The following is a 4,191-nucleotide window of genomic DNA, read 5'->3' as shown; positions in this document are numbered from 1 at the left end:
GATGGTACTGCAGGGGGGACCCTGTGGGAGAGTAGGACGCCGCCGAACAATCATTCAGAAAAGCCCCTGATCCCTTCGGATCAGGGGCTTTTCGCTTTTCCGCTCAGTTGTCGTCTTCCTCGTCCGGTAGCTGGGTGTCGTCGGTCTTCGGCTGCCCCTGGGCCTGGGCCGGCTTGGGGTCAGCGGCCGGAGCGTCCGAAGGTGCCGCCGACGCTGCGGCCGAAGCGGGTGCCGAAGCGGGTGCCGACGGGTCAGCGGGCGCTGCCGGTGCTGCGGGTACTGCCGCGGTGCCCCAGGCCGGCCGGTCCAGCCACTTGTCGGCGGTGTTGGTGAGGCGGGCGACGCCCGTGCCGTCGGGGCGCATGCTGTAGAGATCGGCGCCGCCGCCCGAGGGGGACTGGGCGAAGACGATGGACTTGCCGTCGGGTGCGTAGGCCGCCGCGCCGTAGAAGGCGGTGGACGGGGCCGGGGTGAGGGCGCCGATGGCGGTGCCGTCGGGGTGGACGGTGTAGATGCCGCCGCCGGGGGTGTTGTCGGGGCCGGCCGGGTAGGTGGTGAAGAGGATCTGGCTGCCGTCGGGGGACCAGCTCGCGCGGTCGCCGGCGCGTAGTTCCCAGGGGGTGAGCTGGCGCAGCCCGGTGCCGTCCGTGCCGACGACGTAGACGGCGCGGCTGTTGGCGGGTTGTCCGGTGGCGCTGGTGCGGTACTCGAAGGTGAGCTGCTTGCCGTCGGGGGACCAACTGGGGTTGCTGACGGAGCCCGAGTAGGGCTTGTCGTTGGTCAGGAAGGTGAGCCGCTGGACGTTGGTGCCGTCGGGGCTCATCAGGTAGAGGTCCGAGTACTGGACCTGGTTGTTGTGGGCCTGGTCGAGGGCGCCCCAGGAGCGGCTGAACGCGAGCTGCTTGCCGTCGGGGGAGAAGGCGGGGGCGCGTTCGTCCTCGTTGGCGCAGTCGGCGGTGCCGCTGCCGGCGTCGCAGAGCTGGCTGATCTGGTGGGCGTTGTCGCCGCCGGTGGTGACGGTCCAGAGCCGGGCGGTGCCGGACTGCGGGTCGGTGCGGTCGAAGGCGACGGCGCTGCCGTCGGGGTTCCAGTCGGGGTGGTCGTCGCGGGCGCGCGCGGGCGGCTGGGTGATCTGGTGCTGGTCGGCGCCGTCCGGGCCGAGGGTGACGATGGCGCTGGTGGTGCGGGCGGCGTCGGTGTAGGCCCGGCTGACGATCAGTCCGTTGCGGGCCTCTGCGTGCGCGGCGCCGACGACGCCGGGGGTCGCGGACGGGGTCGGGTCGGGGGTGGCGGTGGGGGACTCCGGGCGGATCTCGGAGAGCGGGATGTCGCCGGGTTCGGCCCCGCACCCGGTGAGCAGGGTGCCCAGAAGCAGGAGGCCCGCACCGGCGGTTGCGCGGGTGCGGGCCTTGCTGCTGCTGGGGGACTGCCGTGTGCCGGTGATCCGTGTCATCTCCGTCTTCGACCTTTCCGACCGCTTCGACGTGTGCCCCGGTCCGCGGTGGGCGGGACACAGGGCGCAGGACGCATCCAGGAGGAGGACCCCTGGAAGGAGCTGTCACTGTGTCAGACGGGGTGTGTCGGCGGCCGGGCGACACGCGACGGATCGCATCGGCTCGGTCACACGGAGTAGACGGCCTGGCGGGAGGGTCAGCCCCGGGCGGCGCGGCGCTCGGCCTTGGCGAGGGCTTCCGCCTCGTCCTCGGCCTCGGCGACCTCCAGGGTCGGCGCGGTGCCGCCGAGCTGGGCGGGCAGCCACCAGGTGTCGTCGGGGCCGGCGGGCTTGCCGGGGTACTCGCGCTGGGCCCGGTCGAGCATCTCGCTCATGGCGGCGCGCAGCTTTCTGGTGACCATGACGGGCTTGTCGTTCGGGCCGAGGTGAATCGGTTCGCCGATCATGATCGTCACCGGGACGTGGCGCTTGGTGAGGGTCTTCGGGCGACCCTTGGTCCAGAGCTGCTGGGTGCCCCACAGGACGACCGGCAGCAGCGGGGCGCCGGAGTCGGCGGCCATCCGGGCGGCGCCGGTCTTGAACTTCTTCAACATGAACGAGCGGCTGATGGTGGCCTCGGGGAAGACCCCGACGACCTCGCCGGCCTTGAGGGCGCGGACGGCGGCCTCGTAGGCGGGCTGGCCGTCGGTGCGGTCGACCGGGATGTGCTTCATGCCGCGCATCAGCGGGCCGGAGATGCTGTGCCGGAAGACGTCGTCCTTGGCCATGAAGCGGGTCTTGCGCTTGCCGCCGCGGTAGGCGCCGAGGCCGGCGAAGAGGAAGTCCAGGTAGCTGATGTGGTTGCTGACCAGTACCGCTCCGCCCCTGGCGGGGATGTGCTCGGCACCGATGATCTTGATCCGCACGTCGAGCGCGCGGAAGGCGGTGAGTGCGGCGCCGATCACCGGCGGGTAGACGAACTCTGCCACGGTCAGTCCTGACTTCCACGGGCCGGGGCCCGGTACGGCGGGGACCCGCGCCGTGCGCGGGAGCCGACCGGAGCACGGCACGCCGCGGCGGTCACGGGTGATACACGGAGATGATCCCCCGAACGAGTGCCTGCTGTCACCTGAGGCGTGCGGCCAAGCGAATATTCGCGGTGTGATCTCCGTGATGAATCCGACCGGGAACTTTTCCGGCCCGTCACCCGGCCCGTCACCCGGCCTGCCACCCGGCCCGGCGGGGTCCGCCACCCGGCCCGGCCCGGCCCGGCCGGTCAGGCCCCGGCACCCAGCCGGCCCTGGGCGCGGCGGACGATCGGGTAGATCTCGCAGCCCGGGCAGTAGCCGAAGGCGGCGTTCAGGAAGGCCGCGGCGAGGGCGAAGCCGGCGGTCAGCAGGCCGAGCCAGTCGACGCCGGTGAGGAAGCCGAGGGTGCCGATGACGGCGAAGACGGCGCCGCCGCCCTGGGCGAAGCGCAGCGGGCGTTCGTCCTCGGTCGTGGTGGGCGGCGCCAGACGCGGGGCGATGAGGAGCTGGAACAGGCCGACGTACGGGGAGCGGCGGGGGCCGCCCACCGCGCCGACCAGGAAGACCAGCGCCTGGAGGGAGAGCAGCAGGCCGCTGCCGGTGATCAGGACGGCGGCCAGTAGCACGCTGGTGAGCGCGGCGGCGAAGCGGTGACCTCGGGGGTCGGTCTGCAAGGGGTCTCCGGAGTGGTCGCGACGGGCGGCTGCGGCGGGCGGGCTGCGGCGGGGCGCGTCAGCGACAGCGGACGGTGGTGACGGGCCTCGGGTCGACGACGCGACGGACGGTCAGCAGCGGCGGGGAGAGGCGGTCGGAGTCCACCCGCCGATCGTACGGGCCCGGTGTCGGCAGGTCGACCTCCCTTTCGGAGCCCGTACGCGCTGACGCAGACTGGGGGGATGACCGGACTCGTGGTGTGCCTCGTCGTACTGGCGGTGGCGAGCGGGTTCGGGCTGGTGAGGGCAGGGCGCGACGGGAGGCTGCGGGTGCGCACCAAGGACGGGACGGTACGGCTGTCGGCGGAGGATCTGGGCGGGCCGCTCGGTGAGCGGGCGACCCTGGTGCAGTTCTCCACCGCCTTCTGCCAGCCGTGCCGGGCGACCCGGCGGGTGCTCGCCGAGGTGGCCGGGATGGTCGACGGGGTCGCGCACGTGGAGCTGGACGCCGAGGCGCAGCTGGAGCTGGTGCGCCGGCTGGAGGTGCTGCGGACGCCGACCGTGCTGGTGCTGGACGCGGCCGGGCGGGTGGTGCGCCGGGCGGCGGGGCTGCCGCGCAAGGCGGACGTGATCGCGGCGCTCGGCCAGGCGGTGTGACGGACGGGGCGACCGGCGGCGGGGCGGTGGCCGCGGGGGTCGGCGAGCGGATTCGCCGATTCGTCGACGGTTGGTACCCCCCGTGAGGTGGGGTCGGCCTCCGGCTGGGGCAGGATGGGCGCAAGCGGCGGTGCCGGCCGTCCAGCCTGAGCTACTGGTCAGTAGTGACCACTGCGCTACCGCCGAGTATGCTGCCAGGAAGTTCCGGACCGGCACGGGAAACTCGCTGCCCGGAGCGGGTGCGTGCCGTGTTCGCACCCGCTTGCACGCCGCAGCCGCCGGACGAGACCAGTACAGGAGACAAGGCCGTGAGCTTGAGGATCGTTGTCTGTGTGAAGTACGTGCCGGATGCGACGGGTGACCGTCGTTTCGCGGACGACCACACCACGGACCGGGAGGGTGTGGACGGCCTCCTGTCGGA

Annotated in this window: 4 protein-coding genes and 1 pseudogene; 2 read left to right on the top strand and 3 right to left on the bottom strand. The window is 72.8% G+C overall.

The annotated features are described in order from the left end of the window. Positions 1-103 precede the first annotated feature (103 nt). The 3 genes from ACZ58X_RS40170 to ACZ58X_RS40160 all read right to left on the bottom strand — a co-directional run bounded on the left by ACZ58X_RS40170 (position 104) and on the right by ACZ58X_RS40160 (position 3,134). Complete coding sequence (locus ACZ58X_RS40170) at positions 104-1,453, bottom strand: TolB family protein (protein ID WP_470338514.1); 1,350 nt, start codon at positions 1,451-1,453, stop codon at positions 104-106. 197 nt (positions 1,454-1,650) lie between these two features. Further along, positions 1,651-2,421 (bottom strand): lysophospholipid acyltransferase family protein, encoded by a 771-nt coding sequence (locus ACZ58X_RS40165; RefSeq protein ID WP_470338513.1) that lies wholly within the window; start codon positions 2,419-2,421, stop codon positions 1,651-1,653. Positions 2,422-2,708: 287 nt separating this feature from the next. Then, entirely contained in the window at positions 2,709-3,134 is a 426-nt protein-coding gene (locus tag ACZ58X_RS40160) for a DUF4395 domain-containing protein (RefSeq protein ID WP_470338512.1), read from the bottom strand. A gap of 222 nt (positions 3,135-3,356) precedes the next feature. On the opposite strand from ACZ58X_RS40160, the gene ACZ58X_RS40155 reads away from it, so the two are divergent. Together ACZ58X_RS40155 and ACZ58X_RS40150 are read left to right on the top strand one after the other, a co-directional pair. Continuing rightward, a complete protein-coding gene (locus ACZ58X_RS40155) occupies positions 3,357-3,770 on the top strand; it encodes a thioredoxin family protein (RefSeq protein WP_470338511.1) in 414 nt (137 codons plus the stop codon). A gap of 308 nt (positions 3,771-4,078) precedes the next feature. Beyond that, positions 4,079-4,191: pseudogene (locus tag ACZ58X_RS40150) on the top strand (electron transfer flavoprotein subunit beta); the annotation flags it as partial.

The organism is Kitasatospora sp. NPDC040550 (assembly GCF_055594965.1).
This window is presented reverse-complemented; position numbering and strand designations above follow the sequence as displayed.